Below are 19,527 nucleotides of genomic sequence, written 5' to 3'. Positions count from 1 at the left end.
CGGGTCACCCGAAAATCTCCGGGAGAACTTCGTTCCCGAAGTCTTCGATGAACGTTTCCTGGTTCCTGTTCACGTTGTGGAGATAGAGATGTGTAAAACCGAGATCGATGTCGGTCCTGAGCCACCGGACGTGATCTTTTGGGTCCGCGGAGATGCGGATCTTCTCGAAGACCATCCTGGGCCCGGCGAGGTCCTCCAGGGCCTCGAACTCTCCCGGCGTCCGGAGATTCTCGAGCACCGCCGCCGGGTAAACGTTGGCCCGCCACTGGTCCCATGCCCCGGACCGGGCCTCTTCGTCGGTTCGTGCGTAGGAGAGGTCCACCTTAAGGTACATTGGTTTTCCTTCGCCCCCGCCGTGCCGAAACGCTCCTGCAACCTTTGCGTGGTCGCCTTTCGGCGTCGCGACGGTAATGAGGCCGTCCGCCCAGCCGCCCAGCCATTCCGCGGTCGCGGGCGTCAGGGCCGCGCCGAGAAGAAGCGGCGGCTGCGTTGGCCGGGTGTGGAGACGGGCCTCGACGGTTCGAACCGGAGCGGCGGTCGTGACCGTCTCTCCCGCCCAGAGGCTTCGCATGATGGTGGCGGACGCAAAGAGCCGGTCATTGCGTTCCGATTTCGGGGGCCAGGCTTCTCCACAGATTCCCTCGTTGAGGGCTTGGCCGGTTCCGACGGCGACCCAGAACCGCCCGGGAAACATCCCGGCGAGCGTCGCCGCCGCCTGAGCGACGATAGCCGGGTGGTAGCGGTATCCCGGCGTGCAGACTACCCCGGCCGGGAGAGACGTCGCCTGCAGGGCGGCGCCGAGCCAGGCCCACGAAAATCCGCTCTCTCCCTGGGCGGAGGTCCAGGGATTGAAGTGGTCCGAGGAGAGGAGCGCCCCAAACCCGGCGTCTTCGGCCTTTCGTGCGAGGCCGAGGAGCATGCCCGGCGAGAACTGTTCGTGCGACGCATGATACCCGATCGTTACTTTCGGCTTCATGGCAGGGTGCGCCTCCGCTCCGGTCGATGAGGCCGGAGAGGCGGTAGACTGTACGTCCGGCTATAAAAGAGTGATGCCTGTTCACCCTTCGCGCTCAGGAGAAGAGTACGGCTGCCTCGGTTGCGATATAGTAGACTGAGAAGGCCGCAAAGAAGACGCCGGCGGTAAAGGTCAGGATCACGACGGGGAGGGAGGGTTTGAACTCCGCCGGGAGCGTCTGCCGGTTCAGATAGAGCGTCGCGAACGCGACCACCGGGATCTGGATCGCCTCGATGACCCCGGCTACGGCAAGAAACGTCACCGGCTCGGGTCTTGTGACGATAAGGAGAAGCGGCAGGGCTCCCATCAGCCCGAACAGGTAAACGAAGCGATAGAACCGCATCGATATCCACCCCCCGGCCGCTTTCGCCTGGCGGGCGATGAAGATCGATCCCTCTCCGAGCATTCTCGTCCATCCGTCGAGGTTGGTGACGATGGTGCTCCTGAAGGCGAAGAACGCGGCGAGGATCATCAACCAGGCTCCCGGCGGCCCCCAGACATCCCCGAGGAGCACCGAGAGCACCGCGGTCACTTCGGGACCTTCGGGAAGAAGGCCCTGCGGCCGGAGCAGTTCCGCACCCAGGACGAGGAGCGATACCAGCAGGGCGAGGACGATGCCCGAGGCGATGGCCGTGGAGACGGTCATGATCCGGACCCAGTCCCGGGTGTGCTCCCTCTCTATCCGGTCGAGGTGCGTAAGATCCGGCAGATCCCCTTTCTCGACGACCGTCTCCTCCTCCTGCCCGTGTGTGAGAGAGTAGGCGGCACCATACCCCCGGGCCGTGAGCCAGTAAGAGTACCAGACGAGGCCTGCAGCGCCCGACATCAGAAACCCGAGCCACGGGAGGGGTTCGGCGAATACGGCGCCTTCGGGAAGGACCGGCACGAGACCGGCGGCGAGCGGTTCGGTGCCGGGGAAGACGTAGCCTGCGGCGGCGACCAGAGCCGTAATGATAGCGAGCGCCATCACGATGGATGCCCGTTCCACGCCCCGGTATCTGCCGAAGAAGACCAGGACGAGCGAGATCAGCAGGAGTACGACCGCCCATGCCGTGAAACCTCCGGGAAGCGCGAGGATGACGGCAGAACTCGCGGCTCCCGCCATACCGGTGATGGTGGCGGCCGCAACGAGGGTCTGGGGGAGCGCGATGAGCCAGACGCCCCAGTTCTCCGGCCCGGGGAGGCTCCGGACCCCTGAGGGAGCGACCTCCCGGTCACGGCTGCATACCACCCGATCTCGCGGGCAAGGAGCATTTTGAGGAACGCCGCGAGGACGAACGTCCAGAGGGCGGTGCAGCCGTAGAGCGAGGCGATCCGCGGGGGACCGATGCGATCTGCCGGCAAACGGATTCGATGTTCCGAAGAACGAGATCGTCATCGCCCCGGACGTCATAGGCTGCACCTGGTTAGAGGTATCGGTGTATGGATGCGGCGAGGTTGGGTCTATGACGGTTATGCTCGCAGCTCTTTCGGAGGGGAAGGATGACCATCCGGACCCCGCTCTGGTCCGCGGTCGAGGCTCTACCGTGAACGGAAGAGATGATGCTTCACAATCTTGGTCGATCGGAACCGTGGGAGCTGACACGAGGAGCGAGAGAGGTTATGACGGGTGGGTGAATGAGGGGAGCCGATGTACCTCCCGACCTTCATACCGATGCTCACTATCACTCTGGCTGGGAATCATGTCCGTGGGAGACCGATTCTGTATTTTTTGTTACGATCAAAGAGTCATTGTTAATTGTTACGATAAGCTGATCCTCATCAGTAAAGGGGAAATTTGAATCTCTATATAGTTCAGCGGGGATCGTTAAAAATCTCGTCTCTGCTTTGCCAATTTTATTCATACGTGTGGTCGCACTTTTCATAGTAACGTTTCACTGCACAAGGTATATATGTACTGAGCCATCGATTACTTAGTACTGTACAAAGTACGCTCTGGTGTACGGGAGAGGCGGAATGGATATCAGTATTGGCATTGTGGATACGGGTGCGGCGCTCCGGGCGTGTCGGAGCTTTGCCGACGTGCTTAATGAGATCGCGGCGTATCACTCGGAATTCGAACTGTTCCACGAGGGAGAGAGAGTGGCTGACAGCGTCTTACAGTCGGTACGCGCGTCCGATGCGTGTGAGATCTTTCTTACGAAAGAGGATGCTTGGGGGCAAAAGTATGGAGTGCTTGAAGCATTTATCGGCGAAGATGGAGAGCGTCGACATATTGCATCGATCTACATCGATGGGGAGCGCCATGATGCCAACGGCGGTTCAGGCTCTCCCCGGTAGCCAGGATACTATTTAACGAGTCTCTTTTAGGCTCCACATCAAGTGTCATTCTGATGATCGCAGGCCCCATCTACGCGAGGAGCTCCGGCCGTGGAAGCCGGAGGGATGATGGTCCGGTCTTCGCCTATCCAAGATCCCGATCCGTGCCTCGGGAACCGGCCGGCCAGGCGCGGTCTCACGGGATCCGTTGTCGATGAATGGGCGGGACGGTTCGTCACCGTCCCGCTCCCCTCTATGACTGTTACAACCTCTCCTGGTTGACGACCCGTCCTATAAAGAGGACCGTGCCGGAATCCTCCTCGACGATGAGGAAGACGAACGGGTGGTCCGCCCGGAAGACGGGTATCGGCATTTCGCTTCCCGGGGGTGCGGCCAGCGGAGCCACGATAACGCCGGTCGCGGCCGCCGCCTCGGTGCCCTCCTCGTTCACATCGACGAACGCTTTATGGACGATGTCGCTGACGAAGAGCTTCTTCATGCCGTCCATCCCCGAGAGGTCGGCTGAGTCGGTGAACACCGTCGGCATCCCCATCGCCGCAAGAACTCCCGGGAGGCTGTAATCCGTCTCGAGTCTGAACTTCGGGAAGAAAACATCGACCCTCCGGGAGGTCAGCGACTGGTGCAGACCCGCGACCGTCTCCGCGTCCAGACTCTCTTCCGCAGCCGTTAGGCTGTCTTCCTTCGGAAGGAGGACGAGCATCGAGACCTCACTGCCGTTCCCGCGTGCATACGGCATCTCGAGCACCTGAAGCGTATCGGTCTCCGTATACCCGTAGACCGCACCCCTGTCCGTCCGCTGCATCATCGGGACGCGCACGGTCTCGTTCGGGGCAATCCGGAAGTCTTCCTCCTCCGTCTCGTTCGCATCGAATTGCTTGACCCAGGTACCTTTGAAGTAGATCGCGTTCGTGATCACGAGCCGGGTCATGGTGTCGATTGAACCCGCCGGGAGAAGGTCGCGGATTTTATCTTCAGTTTGCTCCTCCACCCACCGGTTGATCGTCTCCCGCGACGCCTCGGGGCTACCCTTGAAGTCGAGGTTCGTGACGTTTGCCCCATACCAGCGAGCGGCCGCGGTTGTGTACTCCGGGAGGAACGAATACGTCTCCTCCGCCCAGAGAGCGTTTGCCGTGCGGAGGATGTAGTTCGCGTCCGCGCGGTTCAGACCGGCGTCGATCGCGGAGAACCCCTCTCTTTGGAGGGTATCGTTCTCGGGGAGATGCAGCACCGAGCGGATCTCGTCGGCGGTCGTGCCGTGAGCGCCCTCGTAAGTGATTGCAAGGGCCGACGAGATGCTGTAGGGCGAGAAGAAGAAGTTTTTGCCCGCATACGCCGGGTCGTTTGCGAGCCTGCTATAGAGGTCGAACGCAAATTGGTTGCTTCCTGCCGTCACATTGCCGGCGCTTTCCGCCGTCTGCTGAAGGCGGGGCGTCTCCTCCCCGGTGGGAGGGGCGGAGCCTGCGGACGTCGTCCCCGGCGTATCGGTGCATCCGGCGACGATGCCGCCGAGCGCGACGATCAAAGCCAGGATCGCTGCGTTGATACCGTCTCTGCTCATACGGCGCGTTATGATGTTTCGGATAGTTATATCTTTGCGTTTATCGTGGCTGTTTGACGTTTGCTCCCGTGATCGCGAGTGTCGGGGCGGCGGAAAGAAGATCTCCGCACGAATTGTCTCAAAAATGGTTTGGGGAATCAGGCAACGGGTGCGGGCTGCCCCAGGGAAACATTGCTTTTCAGCCGTTTGATGAAGAGTCGCGCCCAGACGTGTGCAACAATACCGCCCGCAGTCTGTCCGGCGACAATCCCCCACCAGACCCCATATTCCCCGAAACCGAAGGGGATGGCAAGCAGGTACGCAAAGAGCCCGATGAAGACCACCTCTCGAAGGACCGCCAGAATCAGTGCGGTCACCCCGTCTCCTGCGGCCTGGAAGATTGAACTCGACATAACTCCGGGAGCCATGAAGATGTAGAAGAGGCACATCGACTGGAGGAATGCCGTGATTGCGGGGGCAAGGTGTGCGCTATCCGGAGAGTACGAGAATAACGCGGCAATCACCGGAGCAAGGATACCGGAGAGGATACCGGTGGCTATCGCGACGCCGACTCCGACCTTTGTCGCGTATGTGTGCGTAATCGCCACGTTCTCAGGCTGTTTCGCTCCGAATGCGGCCCCCGCAACGGTGACGACGGCCGCGCCGACCGCTATGATCGGGACGGTCGCGATCATCACGATCCGCCACCCGGCGCTGTAGACCGCGACTGCATCGGTCCCGGAGACGGCGACCAGGATACCGTTGATGATGATGGTGACGCTCGATATCAGGAGCATCTCAAGGCTGGCGGGCAGTCCGACCTGCAGGATGGCGGCGTGCACGCGCCATTCGTGGGTGAAGTTTTTCCACGAGAGGGTGAGGTAGGTGTCCCTTTTTACGAGGAACCAGTAGAGCATGATGGCGGTGACTGTGGCCATCGAGATCACCGTTGCCCACCCGGCTCCGGCGATGCCCAGACCAAAGGTATAGATCAGGATCGGGTCGAGGATCGCGTTGAGGACTGCGGAGGCGCTCATGGCATACATGGTCCGCTTCACGTCGCCCTCCGCACGGAGGAGACCGTAGGCGACGCTGTTGAAGAGCATGAGGACGGTGCCTGCAAAGAGGGCCTCCCCGTAATCGACTGCAAGGCCGGTGGTTTCTCCGGCGCCGATCACGAGGAGCAGGGGCTCGAGGAAGAAGACCAGAAGGATGGTCAGGACGATGGAAATTACGCCGGTGAGGACCATCGCATGCATCGCAGCGTTGTCCGCTCGAGCCTTGTTCCTGGATCCGATGCACCGGGCGATGACTGAGGTCGCCCCGGCTCCAAGACCGTTCCCGATGCCGATGAGGATCATGAACAACGGGGTGACGAACCCGACGGCGGCAAGTGCGTCGTCGCCGAGGCCCGCCACCCAGACGGAGTTGATCAGGTGGTAGAGCGACATGAGGAGCATCGCGACGATCATCGGTCCCGAGAGTTTGAGGATCGCGTTCTTCGGGTCGCCGGTCATGATGGCGACACCGGTGTGGGCGGCGGTCTCCTGGCGGGACGGGTCACGCGACGTCATGATCGACCTCTACCTCTCCGCATATCCGGATCTGTTCGATGCTGTTTTTTGCGAGCCTGTACACATCTTCGTGTAACCGGGCGCGTTCTGCCTCAGACAGCCCCGCCGAGATCAGGTTCTCCCATGCCCGCTCGATCTCGATGATTGCGGGCAGGGTCGCGTTCCCCTTCTTCGTCAGGGCGAGGAAATACCTGCGACGGTTCCGGGGATCGGGAGAACGGCGGACGAATCCTCCATCTTCGAGTTTCTTTACGGCCCGGGCAACCGTTCCCTTGTCGATATGCGCCTGCTCGGCGATCTCATCCTGGGTTATGTCGGGTCGGTGCGCTATGTGGAAGAGAAACGGGAACTGACCCGCTGTGAGACCGAGGCCTCTCGCTTCGTTGTTCTGGTAGATTGCATGCAGCCGGTGAATGATGGAGATGAGTCCCGCAAAGGGGATCTCCGGCGGCAGCAGTTCACGATCTGGTGGACAGTTCATGTTGAATGTAGTCTCGTGCGAACGACGATTGTCGATCGGTAAAGCATTCCTCCCTATTCTCAGGTGTGACGGCCGGAGGGATAATTGTTGTTGGTGCAACAGTTGTATAGTCAACAAAACCTCCTTTGCCGTGTCTTTCTTCTGTCCACAACGGGGCCTAAGAGGTTAAACGACAAAAATTATTGCAGTTCCCGGTCGGGCGCGCCGGCACAGGGGAGCAAAAGACGATCAAACATAAGAAGGCCAGGGCCGAGACCTCGAACGGGCAGAGTATCGGAGCAGGGGCACCATTGGTCATGAGGATGTAGTTGCGCGGCTAGAGTGGTTGAGAACGCGTCCTATCAATGAGCAGAGGATCAGACGAGAGGAACTGGGCGACACCGAGCGCGATATCATTGAGGACTACTGCCAGATCGAGGGGGAGATCATCCTCGTTCCGTAAGTGGTAGAGGAGTGAAATGAGCGCGCGGAATTAAACCCTGTCTCTCCCACGTGGGATGAAACCCCGGAATACATCTAATTTTCCGCCGAGATTTTCCGGATTGGACCGAAAATTTTAAGCTTCCGCCCGCTATAATCCGTATCATGGTTCAATCAGATGTTAAAGAGGGCAACCCAAAAGGGAAACGCAGGAGGAAGTATATCCCCGGATTGGCGTGTCTAAAGTTCGTACCTGACGAGTACTGGAGCCCGGAGGAGGCACAAAGACTCTACGAAGGACCGCCTCATTCTCCCGTCCGGCAGGACACCATCTGTTTCGAGGACTGCATCGGGGGAATGGAGCGGATGCCTCCGGAGAGTGTGGACCTGGTCGTCGCGGATCCTCCGTTCGGTATTGACTTCTCAGGCAAAGAGTCGGTTTACAACAGAAACGGGGATTTGGTGGTAGACTCGTATCATGAAATCGATGCCGACTATGGGGAGTTCACGGAACAGTGGATGGCATCGTTGCAGAAGGTCATGAAACCACATGCGACAGCCTATGTTTTCAGTGGATGGAACCACCTCGAAGACGTTCTGCGGGGGGCACGGCTCAGCGGTCTCACCACGATCAATCACATCATCTGGAAGTATCAGTTCGGGGTCTTTACAAAGAAAAAATACGTAACAAGCCATTATCACGTCTTATTGCTTGCCAAAGATCCAAACAAATACTACTTCAACAAAATAGAACATTATCCACTGGATGTCTGGGACATTAACCGGAAGTATAAAGCCGGAGAAGTCAAGAACGGCACGACGTTGCCCCTTGAAGTAGTCAGGCAATGCATCGAGTTCAGTTCCAAACCGGGCGATCTGGTATTCGATCCCTTCATGGGAATGGGGACCACTGCAGTTGCTGCAAAATCTGTCTGGCGGCGTTTCTTCGGATTTGAGAGAAACGAATTAATGCAACCCGTTATTGAAGAACGGATAGATTCTGTAACTCCCGGACAGGATTACACGACCCTTCAAGAGCTGAGAAGGAAAAACATCGAAAAGGCAAAAGAAAAATACCCGTTGGCAGTTAAATACTTGACAAAGGCGGGTGTGCGAATAGATGCGGAGTCCTGAAGAAGAGGCGGCACTGATTGTAGAGGCATTGTTTGAGGACTATGGAACGGGTGGAATCACACGGGGAGAATGTCGCGGGGTAGACGGAAGAGAGGCTATCCTGGAGATGAAGGAAGCAGGTTTTCCCGGCTGGCAAGAACTAGAATGGGCGGGGTTTCATGTCAAGTTTCTCGTCCAGAAGATGTGTAGAGAAAAACTCAACGGCGAGGTCCAAGTATACGATCTTGATAAAAAGAGACACCTCGTAAGGGGCGATTACGTATGGGACACTCGATTCCATGTATACGATAAATCAGACCAAATCCCTCTAGGCGACGTGAAAGGGTATAGCGATCTTGTGGAAAAGCATGGCGGTATCGGCCTCCTCGTTGTGGATGTTGCTGTCAGTACGGATAAAAACGGCGACTTCAGAAGATGGCACGAAGAACTGAAGGGTGGATCAAGCGAGTATTCTATGGAACGTGAACGCGATGGGCGACCCCCGCGCGAGCGGAAAACGGAATATCTGATACTGGGAGTCTATGCTTATTTCTTCACCCTCGACGATCTGAACAAAGGCGTCATGGAAGGCTGGACTGACGACGATTTTCAGCGCACAATGAGAAATGCCAACGGAGAACGCCGGAAATCAAAATACCGCCTCAAGAGCCGCGAAATCCCAGATGAACACCTGCTGCTCGTTAAAAATTTCAATGTGGATCCGGAGGAGTTCGAGGAGCAATTCCCCGGGAATACATAATCTATTTTCTTCGGGCTCTTCTCTTGATTTCAGCGCCTTTTTTTCGTGATGTCTGCCATGACCTTGATACGTTGTGGCTTCTGAAATCGAGCGGGATGTTTGCCGTATCAAATGACGGCAGGTCACCACGTTTACCTTCCTTGTCGATGGATAGCACATTGACCAGGGCTCTACCGGGGGGACGGATTATCATAAGTCGCCGGGGCGCTCTGTATGTAACTCTTCGGGAATTCCGAATCGTTCGCTACCTTCGAGACTTTTATATTCCGCCGAGGGCTATAGTGGATCATGGATGCGACAATCCGACTTCAACCCGCGACCAAATCTCGTCTGGATGCCGTGAAACTCAATCCGCAAGAGTCTGATGACGAGACGCTGAACCGGGTGCTGGACTTGGCAGATATGGCCTATGATCCTGAACCGCTGAGCGAAGAGACAGAGAAAAGGATCGAAGAGGGGTTCGCAGAAATACGAGCCGGACATGTTCACTCTCTCAAAGAGGTATGCCGGGATTTGGGTTTGGAATGATCTGGGACGTTGCCTTCACCACGAAGGCAAAACATGATTTAAGGCGTCTACCGAAGGCCGAGGCGCAACGGATCACGGATGAAGTGACGTCCCTTGCAAACGAGCCTTACCCCTTACACCACGTCAAGAAACTAAAGGACCACCAAAGCAACCCCGTGTACTCTCTTCGAGTGGGTGATTATCGAGTGATTCTCACAATCGAAGACAATCTGATGATTATTACCGTGATCGAGGTCGGAAACCGAAGAACAGTCTATCGGAAATATTGATGCGTCGCGAAAACTGCGAAACTGATGCGCGGGACCGGTTCTCTAATCATCATTTTTGAACGTCCCGCACAGGGGGCACCACCAGCCGACCGCTATCCACGTTCGCCGACCGTCGATCTGTCTCCGGACATGTGCGCGGTACATAGGGGAGGCACACCGGGGCAATGCAGATCTCCCCGTTGCATGGTATACCACATTCTGGATGTGGCAATATAAAAATCATTTGCACAATGCCCTCGAAACCGGATTACTTAGAACATACGGGCTTTTAACCCAAAACGGGATAGGCCAGGGCCGAGATTTGAACCCGGGTCGAGGGATCCACAGTCCCTTAGGATAACCGACTACCCTACCCTGGCAAGGTACTCATTATACTTGGTAGTCGGATTTGATTAAGGTATCTCTTCAGCACGCCTGCCCGGCACACTTTCTCCGCAATCGCGAGTGTACAACCGGCCGATGCGTTGCCGGGTTCGAACGACGTTTCGTGAGAACCGGAACTTGAGCCCCGGTAAGTGCGGCGATTGGCGACGGTTCGCCGGGGGCGACTGGCAGGTGAATTATTAATAGACTCCATGTTCTATAACATACCAGTGTTCCGGGCGCCAAACAATGCCCCGGGGGTAGGAGAATCGCCCCTAATCTGGTGCGATTCACAAAAGGCGGTCAATACTCCAGATCTTTTGGGATAATTCATCAAGACCCCATATACCGGAAGGTGATAATCATGGCAAAGCAATCAACGATCAGAACCCCCATCGTCTGCGTGATGGGCCATGTGGACCACGGCAAGACGTCGCTTCTGGACAGGATCCGGGGCTCGTCCGTGGTATCGACTGAAGAGGGTGCGATCACGCAGCACATCGGCGCCACGCTCGTTCCCATCGACGCGATCACCCGCATGGGCGGAGCCCTGAGTAAGGTCAGCGTCAACGTCCCGGGCCTCCTCTTCATCGACACCCCCGGACACCACGCCTTCACCACCCTCCGTGCGCGCGGGGGAGCGCTTGCCGATATGGCGATCGTCGTGGTGGACATCAACGAAGGCTTCCGTCCCCAGACGATCGAGGCGCTCCAGATCCTGCGCAACTACAAAACGCCGTTCGTCATTGCGGCAAACAAAATCGACCGCATTCACGGCTGGCGCGTCCAGGAAAGCCAGCCGTTCGGCAAGACATTTGCGCAGCAGAACGAGCGCGTTCAGGGCATGCTTGAGACAAAGGTCTACGAACTCGTCGGTAAACTCTCCGACCTCGGGTTCAACTCCGAGCGGTTCGACCGGGTCTCGGACTTTGCGCGGAACATATGCATCGTGCCGACGAGCGCCCTTACCGGTGAGGGCCTCCCCGACATCCTGATGGTGCTGATCGGGCTTGCCCAGCGCTACATGACCGAGAATCTCAAGGTCAGCACCGATGGTCCCGGTGCCGGCACCGTGCTTGAGGTGAAGGAGGAGCGGGGGCTCGGGATGACGCTCGACGTGATCCTCTACGACGGCATCCTCAAGGTCGGGGACGAGATCGTCGTCGCGGGGAACGACCAGATCATCGAGACGAAAGTACGTTCCCTCTTGAAACCCCGCCCGATGAAGGAGATCCTGATCGAGGAGCGGTTCGAGCGGGTCAAGTCCGTCACCGCCGCTGCGGGTATCAAGGTTGCCGCCCCGAAACTCGACGCGGTCATCGCGGGTTCCCCCCTTCAGGTCATCCGGGGCGGCAACCGGGACGAGGTGATCGAGCGGGTCCGCCATGAAGTCCAGGATATCCAGGTGAATCTTTCCGACATCGGGGTCATCATCCGGGCGGATACCATCGGCGCTCTCGAAGCGCTCTCGAAAGAACTCGAAGGCCACCAGATCCAGGTGATGCGGGCTACCGTCGGGCCGGTCACCCGCCACGACGTCATTGAGGCCGGGACGATCAAGGACCCGCTCTACAGCGCGATCGTCGCCTTCAACACCCCGGTCCTGCCGGACGCGGTCGACACGCTGGCGGATGTCGCGATGTCCCACGTCAGCATATTCGAGGGCGGGGTCATCTACCAGCTCCTCGACGACTACATCGAGTGGCGCGAAGAGAAGAAGCAGGAACTCGAACGGCAGCAGTTTGAGAAACTGGTCATGCCCGCAAAGATCCGGATCCTCCCGAACTGCATCTTCCGGCAGAGCAACCCGGCGGTCGTCGGCGTTCGCGTCCTCGGCGGGAAACTCCAGAGCGGTGTCGACCTTACTCTCCCGAACGGCAGAAAGGTGGGCCGGCTCAAGCAGATCCAGGCAAAGAACGAGACGGTCCAGGAAGCGGAAGCGGGGAAGGAAGTGGCGATCTCCATTGAGGGGCCGACCGTCGGCCGCCAGATCAACGTCGACGACGACCTCTACGTGGACGTCCCGGAGCGGCACGTGAAAGTGATCGAGCGAGAGATGCTCGACCACCTGAGCCCGAGCCTGCGCGAGATCCTCGAGGAGTTCGCCGCCCTTCGGCGCCGGGAAGATCCTTTCTGGGGGAAATGAACCGCTTCAACGTGGAGGGTCTCTACCGCCCAACATTTCTCCTCTACCCCGCAAAGGTAGACTTTTAATACCATATTCCCAAATTGTATAGGTACTTTCGAAGGAGTCGTCAACATGGTAGATTTCAAAATCATCCTCTCAGACCCGGAGACCGGGAGTTCCTATAAGGTTGATGCAACCGGCCCCGCTGCGGGGTCACTCATCGGCAAGCGCATCGGCGACGAGATCGACGGAGGCATCTTCGGCCTTGCGGGCTACACGATCCGGATCACCGGCGGCACGGACAGGACCGGTATTCCCGCACGCCGCGACCTTCCCGGACCTGCACGACGAAAGCTTCTCCTCTCCGAGGGCGTCGGGTTCCACCCGGTCATGGACGGGGAGCGCCGCAGGAAGTCGGTGCGGGGCAGTGAGATCAGCGCCGATTTCGTCCAGATCAACGCCGCTGTTTCACAGAGCGGTTCAAAACCCTTAGCCGAATATTTCAGCCAGCCCGAAGCGGCGGCCGAATAAACCAGAACCATCTAGTCCCGGGGGAGTCTTCTCCCCATATCCACGGGTGGCCGCACCCTCTGCAGCTGCAGGCAAAAATCCCCCGACCATGCTCTCGATCCGTTGCACCGCGTGACGATTGTGCGAACGGTATCGGGAGAGGTCGGTCTCTCCCGACCAGATATGATGCGCCGCGGGATATCGTTCCCCGGGAAGGAATATATTCCCTCCGATGGCCCCTCCCGCTGCCTACCTCTTCTTTTCGACCGCTCGCTCCAGAGCAGCGAGTTTGTCCTCGAACGCCACCCCGTACTTCTTTGCGAGGATGACCACCGCCGCTTCCACCCGGAGGTTGCCGTCGAAACAGTCGGTCACGATCCGGTTGAGTTCGGCGACGACCTCCTGCGGCGTCTTTCCGGTCGCGGCGGCGATCCGCCCAATCAACTCTTCGTAAGGGCTGCTCTCGGCGGCGAGAACATCGGAGGTGGGCTTGAACCCAAGCGGTATCGAGACCTCTGTGAGGTCAAAGAGCGGCCGGATTGCTCCTCCGTCCACCTCGACGAGCCCCTCTGACCGCGCCCGCTCCAGGAGGTGGTTCGCCTGCTCCTTGTTCATCCATTTCCGATCGATGGCGATGTAGAAGACGAACTCGCTCTTCTGCAGCCGTTCCTTGTGCATATGCTTGAACGGCGCGGCAACCGCAATTTTGACGCTCACTCGCAGGCACCCTTGAGCAGTCTTCGCAGGTCCATCGCGTCCAGGTCCCCGAGACGGTTTTCCTTCGCCACGTAACACTCCGTCACCGGACCTTTATCGACAATCCGGAGAAAGAAGACGCTCTCCGAGACCGGCAGCCTTTTTTCGGGGGTGAGCAGCGTCCTCTGAAGATCGACCCGGAAGTCAGCCATCTCGCTGACTTTCTCGGAGAGCGGCTGCAGGGCATCGAGATTCAGGAATTGCGTTCGTCCGTCCGTGATCTGGATGAGAACTCGTTCCTTGACGAGGCCGTCGGCTCCCCGCACGGTCGTATGGGTGTCGTGCATCCGTGCTATACAGGCAAGAACGTCCCGGAACGGCCGGGCGAGTTCAAAATCGAGGTCGATGGATTGTGGAAAACGATGGTATATCCTGCGCATCACTAGAATTGAGGTCTGCGGAACGTAAAAAGGATATGATCCTCCGGGAAGACGCAAAGGTTTTTGGCACCGTCTCTCCTTCCCTGCATCCGGTCACGAGAGAAGTGTATGACGGATCAGGTTACGCTCTTGCAGATGAACGACTCGCACGGGTATCTGGAGCCGCACCAGGAACTCTTCTATGACGCCGGCCGGCCCGAATACCGGGTGGCGGGCGGGTATGCCCGGGCGGCCGCGCTCATCGAGGAGATCCGCGATGCGCGGCCAGGTCGGATGCTCGCGTTCGACTGCGGCGACACCATCCACGGGACCTATCCCGCCGTCCGGTCTAAAGGCGAAGCGCTTGTCCCGGTGCTGAACGCACTCGGATTCGATGCCATGACCGCCCACTGGGAGTTTGCCTACGGCCCGGAGCAGTTCGGAAAGGTGGCCCGCAGGCTCGACTACCCGGTCCTCGCCGTCAACTGCTACGACAATGCGACCGGCGACCTCATCTTCCCCCCTTACAGGATCTGTGAGACAGATGGGCTGCAGGTGGGTGTCATCGGGATCGCGGCCGCAATCGTCGATAAGGTGATGCCGATGCCCTTCTCGGAAGGGGTCCGTTTTACCCTGGGAAATGCCGAACTCCCGGGCCACATCGCCCGTCTCCGCGACGAAGAGGGAGTTGATCTCGTTGTGGCGGTATCGCATCTCGGTTTCCCCCAGGAGGTGCAACTCGCCCGGGAGGTGGATGGTATCGACGTCCTTCTCTCGGGGCACACCCACAACCGCCTTTTTGAACCGGTGGTCGTGAACGATACCATCATCATTCAGTCCGGCTGCCACGGCTCCTTCATCGGGCGTCTCGATCTTACGGTGGAGAACCGGCGGGTGAAGCATTTCGACCACAACCTCATCGTCGTCGGCGAGGAGACCCCGCCTCACCCCGAAGTCGAGGAGATGGTCGGACGGGTCATGGACCCGCACCGCGACTACCTCTCCCGGGTCGTCGGGGAGACCCGGACGGGCCTTTCCCGGAACACGGTCCTTGAAGCCACGATGGACAATCTTCTCCTGCGGGCGCTGCTGTCCGCCACCGGTGCCGAGATGGCGTTCTCCAACGGCTGGCGCTACGGCGCTCCGGTACCGCCCGGCCCGGTCACGGTAAACGACCTCTGGAACATCATCCCGGTCAACCCGCCGGTCTCGACGGTCGAGATCACGGGCCGGGAACTCCGGGCAATGATGGAGGAGAGCCTGGAGCGGACCTTCGCGCGCGACCCCTACGAGCAGATGGGCGGCTACGTGAAGCGTTGCGCGGGAGTCAACCTCTACTGCAAGATCGAGAACCCGCCCGGACTTCGGATTCAGGAATTCTTTGCGGCCGGAAAGCGGCTCGACCCGGACGCTGTTTACCGGGCCGCGTTCTTCGCCGGTCAGGGCGTACCGGGGAAGTACGGGAAGAACCAGGAGGACCTCGACATCCGGGCGGTCGACGCGCTCGAACGCTGCCTGGCAGGGGGTCCCGTCAACGCCGATCTCTCCGGGAGCGTGACGGCGATATGACGTTCGCCTCCGTGAAAAATCTCATCATCGGCTGCAAGGCCGGCGTTAATCGTAGAAAAAAGATGAATCTCAGGCGATCAGGACGGCATTGACGACGCCGTCCTGACTCGGCCTGCTGACGATCCGCGCGCGCCCCATCTCGGTCCGGATGATGGCGCCCCGGGTCAGGAGGTTCCGCCGGACATAGTTCGGGTTGGCGCTGTTTGCCTCAACCGTCTCGATCTTCGCCTTCCGGGTCTCGCCGGTTGCAGGATTTGCAACCGTCGCGTAATCTACCCGGAGTGCCCGGACTTTCTGATTGCCGCCGTAGGTGCGGACAACCTTCTTGCGGTCTTCACCGATATGCGTCTCTGCCGGAGCTCTTCCGATCTCCGATCTCTTCTTGCCCTGGGAGGTGTGGTAGCGTCCACCCGATGGCTTCCGTACTGATCTTCCTTGCCACTGCATTTAACCACCGAACTACTCTCTCTGAGGACGCAATACCCGTTGCGGGATAGCAATCCCTCGTTAAAGTGCTATAACTGTTCGAGATGAAGATATTTAATCGTGCTGATCACGCGAGGATCGCGTCCAGCAACCTGTCTATCCCTTCTCCCGTCTTCATATTCGTCCGGAATACCTGCATCTCCGGGTTATAGCGGTGCATGTCCTGCTCCATCCGGTCGAGGTTGGCACCGACGAACGGGGCGAGGTCGATCTTGTTGATGACGCCGATGGTGCTGCTACGGAACATCATCGGGTGCTTGTTCACCACATCGTCTCCTTCGGTGGAACTGACGACGACGATCCGCTTCTCGGCGCCCAGCCGGAAGTCGGTCGGGCAGACCATGTTGCCGACGTTCTCGATGAAGAGGATATCGATCTCATCGAGCGGCAGGTGCTCGATGGCGTGCTCCACCAGGTGGGCGTCGAGGTGACACTCCTTTCCGGTGTTCGCGTTGTAGGCCGGGACCCCGAGGGCGACGATCCGCTTGAAATCGTCGTCGCCGTAGACATCTCCGGCGATGGCGCCGACGCGGAGCCCCCGCTCCCGGAATAGCGGCACGAGCCGCTCGATCGTGGCGGTCTTTCCGGACCCGATGGCGCCGAGGAGGTCGAACGCCCGGATGCCGTGACCCTTCAGGAGATTTGCGTTGGCGTCAGCGATGCGGTTGTTGACGTCGTAGATGTCCTTTTCCACATGGACGTCGATATGGTGCATAGTAATTACTGTGATCATGATCTGTTTATAGGTTAACACCCAAACTCTACAACAATGAGTGCAGAACGCATCCTGTACCCCTGTTACTTCGACGTCACGCTAACGCGGCGGGAAGGACGTCGCATCGCAAAGAATCTCGGCGTGAAATCCCCGGAGCTCTCTGCCGTCGAGACTATTCTACAGGGGATGAAGGTCCCGCACCGGGTGGAGGAGCGCCACCACCCGGCCCGGTGGGCGCAACACGAAGGCCGGATCGTCGCGGAGTGGGAAGGAAGCAAGGGAGACCTGATCCGGAAGGTCGCAAGCGGTCTTGCCCGCCGGAAGTGACCGGCATGTACGACCTGCACATGCACACCATCCTCTCCGACGGCGAACTCCTCCCGATGGAACTCGTCCGGCGGGCCGCCGTGCTCGGCTACGACACCATCGCCATCACCGACCACGCGGATGCCTCAAACCTCGCGCACCTGGTGGAGACTGTCGCTGCGATCCGGGATTCGGCGCGATATTACGGCGTGGACCTGCTTGCCGGGGTGGAGCTCACCTATGTCCCCCCACCCCTGATCCCGGCGCTTGCGCGCGACGCGAAACGGCTTGGCGCCGATATCGTTGTGGTCCACGGCGAGACGGTGGTGGAGCCGGTTGCTCCCGGGACGAATCACGCCGCCTGCACGTGCGAGTACGTGGACGTGCTCGGCCATCCCGGGCTTATAACGGTTGAGGATGCCCGCGCGGCTGCAGCGCATGGTATAGCGCTTGAGATCACCTCCCGTGCGGGGCACAACCGGACCAACGGCCATGTGGTGCGGGTGGCACGGGAAGCCGGTTGTCCTCTTACGGTCGATTCGGATACGCATGCGCCCTCGGATCTGCTGTCAAAGGAAGCGCGACAGGCGGTTGCACTCGGAGCCGGGTTAACGGAGGCAGAATCGCGGGAAATTCTTTTTCGGGATAGAAAACAACTGCTTCAGAAGTGAGATGAGGTATTTATAATTTAGCAAAAAATTTTTATACTCTTGGGGTTAATATAAATATGTTACTAAATACTTCCAGCTATAATACCCTCTAGAGGTTGCAGTTTGCGGTTAATCGGACGTTCTGTAAGTGTTTGCGGTAATCGCTTGTTAATCTTGCGATGTGATGCTGCACAGTTGCCTCGCCTCTATGGTGAGGCTCTGGATCGCCGGTTAAAACCGTTAGGGAAGGTAGTTGACATCTTTGGGAATATATCATCTCCCTATGCCGTGGTCCTCTGCTATAATAGCTGTCCCGTGCAGGTTGGCGAGAAGATCTTTGCAAAATAGGTGTATCATCAATGGCAGAAGTTGAAAAATTGAAACAGCTGCAGTTGCAGCGCGAAGCCCTGAAGAAGAGAGGGGAGCAGAAAGTCAAAGAGACGGAGAAAAAGCGTACCGAGGAGAGTGTCCAGACAGTCTGTCCCGAGTGCGGCAGCCGCCAGCTCGTCCACGACTATGAGCGTGCCGAGCTCGTATGCCAGAACTGCGGTCTCGTCCTTGACGAGGAGTTTATCGACCGCGGTCCCGAGTGGCGTGCGTTCGACCACGACCAGCGCATGAAGCGCTCCCGTGTCGGCGCACCGATGACGTTCACGATCCACGACAAAGGTCTCTCGACGATGATCGACTGGAGGAACCGCGATTCCTACGGTCGGGCGATATCGAGCAAGAACCGCGCCCAGCTCTACCGGCTCCGGAAGTGGCAGCGGCGTATCCGGGTCTCGAACGCAACCGAGCGGAACCTGGCGTTCGCGCTCTCGGAACTGGACCGGATGGCGTCGGCGCTCGGCCTGCCCCGGAACGTGCGCGAGACCGCGGCGGTGGTCTACCGTGACGCTGTGGATAAAAACCTGATCCGCGGGAGGAGCATTGAGGGTGTCGCGGCAGCGGCGCTGTATGCGGCATGTCGGCAGTGCAGCGTCCCCCGGACGCTTGACGAGATTGCGGAGGTATCCCGTGTATCGAGGAAAGAGATCGGGCGCACCTATCGGTTCATCTCGCGCGAGCTCGGCTTGAAACTCCTGCCGACGTCGCCGATCGATTATGTACCGCGCTTCTGCTCGGGCCTGAACCTGAAGGGTGAGGTCCAGAGCCGTGCGGTCGAGATCCTCCGGCAGGCCGGCGAACGCGAGCTTACGAGCGGCAGGGGTCCTACAGGCGTCGCTGCGGCCGCTATTTACATCTCGTCCATCCTCGGCGGAGAGCGGCGCACCCAGCGGGAAGTCGCCGAAGTTGCGGGCGTGACCGAGGTCACGATCAGGAACAGATATAAGGAACTGGCAGAAAAACTAGATATCGAGATCATACTCTGATCTCATATCCTCTCAAACCCTTGGGCTCGTAGATCAGGGGTAGATCGCTACGTTCGCAACGTAGAGGCCGCGGGTTCAAATCCCGCCGGGTCCATTCCTCTTTCTTCTTGATAACACATTGTAAGAAAATATCATCGGATTTATGGCGTGTTAACCTTCATGGGCGACCGCAGGTCGCCGGGGGTCTGCGAAAGGGGCGCAGCCCCTTCGGTCGGGACAGAGAGGCCGCGGGTTCAAATCCCGCCGGGTCCACTCTGTCTTCTATTTTTTTGAAACATCGGGCTCTCGATGATTATCTCTTCGAGAATTGCCTTTGCCCCAGCCTTTTATCGCCG

Annotated in this window: 20 protein-coding genes and 2 tRNA genes; 12 read left to right on the top strand and 10 right to left on the bottom strand. The window is 58.8% G+C overall.

Translation table 11 applies throughout. From position 1 onward, the window contains the following. Positions 1-4: 4 nt before the first annotated feature. A complete protein-coding gene (locus tag BRA42_RS01800; RefSeq protein WP_342770416.1) occupies positions 5-976 on the bottom strand; it encodes a TIGR03885 family FMN-dependent LLM class oxidoreductase in 972 nt (323 codons plus the stop codon). Positions 977-1,070: 94 nt separating this feature from the next. Beyond that, positions 1,071-2,246, bottom strand: coding sequence for a hypothetical protein (locus BRA42_RS01795; RefSeq protein ID WP_342770415.1), 1,176 nt, complete (start codon positions 2,244-2,246; stop codon positions 1,071-1,073). Positions 2,247-2,971: 725 nt separating this feature from the next. Between BRA42_RS01795 and BRA42_RS01790 the strand changes: the two genes are divergently transcribed. Next, the gene (locus BRA42_RS01790) at positions 2,972-3,295 is read left to right on the top strand and encodes a hypothetical protein (protein ID WP_292409297.1); all 324 of its coding nucleotides are present in this window, start codon (positions 2,972-2,974) and stop codon (positions 3,293-3,295) included. A 241-nt stretch (positions 3,296-3,536) separates the two neighbouring features. Here the strand turns inward: BRA42_RS01790 and BRA42_RS01785 are convergent, their stop codons facing one another. From BRA42_RS01785 to BRA42_RS01775, 3 genes are all read right to left on the bottom strand, one after another. After that, on the bottom strand, positions 3,537-4,853 hold the full coding sequence (locus BRA42_RS01785) for a serpin family protein (RefSeq protein ID WP_342771326.1): 1,317 nt from the start codon (positions 4,851-4,853) through the stop codon (positions 3,537-3,539). 137 nt (positions 4,854-4,990) lie between these two features. Then, positions 4,991-6,406, bottom strand: a complete 1,416-nt coding sequence (locus BRA42_RS01780; protein WP_292410829.1) for an MATE family efflux transporter — start codon at positions 6,404-6,406, stop codon at positions 4,991-4,993. Further along, entirely contained in the window at positions 6,393-6,887 is a 495-nt protein-coding gene (locus tag BRA42_RS01775; RefSeq protein WP_292410828.1) for a MarR family winged helix-turn-helix transcriptional regulator, read from the bottom strand. The genes BRA42_RS01780 and BRA42_RS01775 overlap by 14 nt, the downstream gene beginning before the upstream one ends. A 585-nt stretch (positions 6,888-7,472) precedes the next feature. Here BRA42_RS01775 and BRA42_RS01770 point away from each other — a divergent pair. The 4 genes from BRA42_RS01770 (at position 7,473) to BRA42_RS01755 (ending at position 9,977) form a co-directional block, all read left to right on the top strand. Beyond that, the gene (locus tag BRA42_RS01770) at positions 7,473-8,441 is read left to right on the top strand and encodes a DNA-methyltransferase (protein ID WP_292410827.1); all 969 of its coding nucleotides are present in this window, start codon (positions 7,473-7,475) and stop codon (positions 8,439-8,441) included. Continuing rightward, positions 8,428-9,180 carry a hypothetical protein gene (locus tag BRA42_RS01765; RefSeq protein WP_342771328.1) on the top strand — a complete coding sequence of 251 codons (753 nt, stop codon included), beginning with the start codon at positions 8,428-8,430 and terminating at the stop codon, positions 9,178-9,180. Before BRA42_RS01770 ends, BRA42_RS01765 begins: the two co-directional genes overlap by 14 nt. A 288-nt stretch (positions 9,181-9,468) precedes the next feature. Beyond that, entirely contained in the window at positions 9,469-9,708 is a 240-nt protein-coding gene (locus tag BRA42_RS01760) for a hypothetical protein (protein ID WP_292410097.1), read from the top strand. Further along, complete coding sequence (locus BRA42_RS01755; RefSeq protein ID WP_342770411.1) at positions 9,684-9,977, top strand: type II toxin-antitoxin system RelE/ParE family toxin; 294 nt, start codon at positions 9,684-9,686, stop codon at positions 9,975-9,977. Before BRA42_RS01760 ends, BRA42_RS01755 begins: the two co-directional genes overlap by 25 nt. 286 nt (positions 9,978-10,263) lie before the next feature. On the opposite strand, the gene BRA42_RS01750 is transcribed toward BRA42_RS01755, so the two are convergent. Next, positions 10,264-10,336, bottom strand: a tRNA-His gene (locus BRA42_RS01750). 368 nt (positions 10,337-10,704) lie between these two features. Between BRA42_RS01750 and infB the strand changes: the two genes are divergently transcribed. Together infB and BRA42_RS01740 are read left to right on the top strand one after the other, a co-directional pair. Further along, positions 10,705-12,486, top strand: a complete 1,782-nt coding sequence (infB, locus tag BRA42_RS01745) for a translation initiation factor IF-2 (RefSeq protein ID WP_292410095.1) — start codon at positions 10,705-10,707, stop codon at positions 12,484-12,486. A 114-nt stretch (positions 12,487-12,600) separates the two neighbouring features. Next, positions 12,601-12,999, top strand: a complete 399-nt coding sequence (locus tag BRA42_RS01740; protein WP_292410093.1) for a 30S ribosomal protein S6e — start codon at positions 12,601-12,603, stop codon at positions 12,997-12,999. Positions 13,000-13,227: 228 nt separating this feature from the next. Here BRA42_RS01740 and BRA42_RS01735 read toward each other — a convergent pair whose 3' ends face one another. Both BRA42_RS01735 and BRA42_RS01730 read right to left on the bottom strand, forming a co-directional pair. Continuing rightward, positions 13,228-13,695, bottom strand: coding sequence for a DUF2240 family protein (locus BRA42_RS01735; RefSeq protein WP_292410092.1), 468 nt, complete (start codon positions 13,693-13,695; stop codon positions 13,228-13,230). Continuing rightward, positions 13,692-14,114, bottom strand: a complete 423-nt coding sequence (locus BRA42_RS01730) for a hypothetical protein (protein WP_292410091.1) — start codon at positions 14,112-14,114, stop codon at positions 13,692-13,694. The genes BRA42_RS01735 and BRA42_RS01730 overlap by 4 nt, the downstream gene beginning before the upstream one ends. 108 nt (positions 14,115-14,222) lie before the next feature. On the opposite strand from BRA42_RS01730, the gene BRA42_RS01725 reads away from it, so the two are divergent. Next, a complete protein-coding gene (locus BRA42_RS01725; RefSeq protein ID WP_292410090.1) occupies positions 14,223-15,662 on the top strand; it encodes a bifunctional metallophosphatase/5'-nucleotidase in 1,440 nt (479 codons plus the stop codon). Between the two features lie 69 nt (positions 15,663-15,731). Here the strand turns inward: BRA42_RS01725 and BRA42_RS01720 are convergent, their stop codons facing one another. Together BRA42_RS01720 and hypB are read right to left on the bottom strand one after the other, a co-directional pair. Further along, on the bottom strand, positions 15,732-16,109 hold the full coding sequence (locus BRA42_RS01720; RefSeq protein ID WP_292410088.1) for a 30S ribosomal protein S8e: 378 nt from the start codon (positions 16,107-16,109) through the stop codon (positions 15,732-15,734). Between the two features lie 106 nt (positions 16,110-16,215). After that, entirely contained in the window at positions 16,216-16,863 is a 648-nt protein-coding gene (hypB, locus tag BRA42_RS01715) for a hydrogenase nickel incorporation protein HypB (protein ID WP_292410105.1), read from the bottom strand. Between the two features lie 54 nt (positions 16,864-16,917). Between hypB and BRA42_RS01710 the strand changes: the two genes are divergently transcribed. The 4 genes from BRA42_RS01710 (at position 16,918) to BRA42_RS01695 (ending at position 19,286) form a co-directional block, all read left to right on the top strand. Next, a complete protein-coding gene (locus tag BRA42_RS01710) occupies positions 16,918-17,190 on the top strand; it encodes a signal recognition particle subunit SRP19/SEC65 family protein (protein ID WP_292410087.1) in 273 nt (90 codons plus the stop codon). Between the two features lie 5 nt (positions 17,191-17,195). Beyond that, the gene (locus BRA42_RS01705; protein WP_292410085.1) at positions 17,196-17,840 is read left to right on the top strand and encodes a histidinol phosphate phosphatase domain-containing protein; all 645 of its coding nucleotides are present in this window, start codon (positions 17,196-17,198) and stop codon (positions 17,838-17,840) included. Positions 17,841-18,178: 338 nt separating this feature from the next. Continuing rightward, the gene (locus BRA42_RS01700; protein WP_292410083.1) at positions 18,179-19,192 is read left to right on the top strand and encodes a transcription initiation factor IIB; all 1,014 of its coding nucleotides are present in this window, start codon (positions 18,179-18,181) and stop codon (positions 19,190-19,192) included. Between the two features lie 22 nt (positions 19,193-19,214). Next, positions 19,215-19,286 (top strand) — tRNA-Ala (locus BRA42_RS01695). Positions 19,287-19,527 lie beyond the last annotated feature (241 nt).

It is taken from the genome of Methanoculleus sp. UBA374 (assembly GCA_002508705.1).
GTDB lineage: Archaea > Halobacteriota > Methanomicrobia > Methanomicrobiales > Methanoculleaceae > Methanoculleus > Methanoculleus palmolei.
The sequence above is the reverse complement of the archived record's forward strand: the minus strand, read 5'-3'. Positions and strand labels throughout refer to the sequence as shown.